Source organism: Pantoea sp. Fr+CA_20 (assembly GCF_024520835.1).
Taxonomy (GTDB): domain Bacteria; phylum Pseudomonadota; class Gammaproteobacteria; order Enterobacterales; family Enterobacteriaceae; genus Pantoea; species Pantoea allii.
This window is the reverse complement of record NZ_JALNPN010000056.1, coordinates 1-411: the sequence shown is the minus strand read 5'-3', so window position 1 is coordinate 411 and position 411 is coordinate 1. Positions and strand designations below refer to the sequence as shown.

Sequence of the window (411 nt, the reverse complement as noted above, 5' to 3'; positions counted from 1 at the left end):
AGGTTAAGCTACCTACTTCTTTTGCAACCCACTCCCATGGTGTGACGGGCGGTGTGTACAAGGCCCGGGAACGTATTCACCGTGGCATTCTGATCCACGATTACTAGCGATTCCGACTTCACGGAGTCGAGTTGCAGACTCCGATCCGGACTACGACGCACTTTATGAGGTCCGCTTGCTCTCGCGAGGTCGCTTCTCTTTGTATGCGCCATTGTAGCACGTGTGTAGCCCTACTCGTAAGGGCCATGATGACTTGACGTCATCCCCACCTTCCTCCGGTTTATCACCGGCAGTCTCCTTTGAGTTCCCGACCGAATCGCTGGCAACAAAGGATAAGGGTTGCGCTCGTTGCGGGACTTAACCCAACATTTCACAACACGAGCTGACGACAGCCATGCAGCACCTGTCTCA

General features: G+C 54.3%; 1 rRNA gene. It reads right to left on the bottom strand.

Annotated features, from left to right (window positions below):
• A 16S ribosomal RNA gene (locus tag NR177_RS23780) occupies positions 1-411 on the bottom strand; the annotation flags it as partial.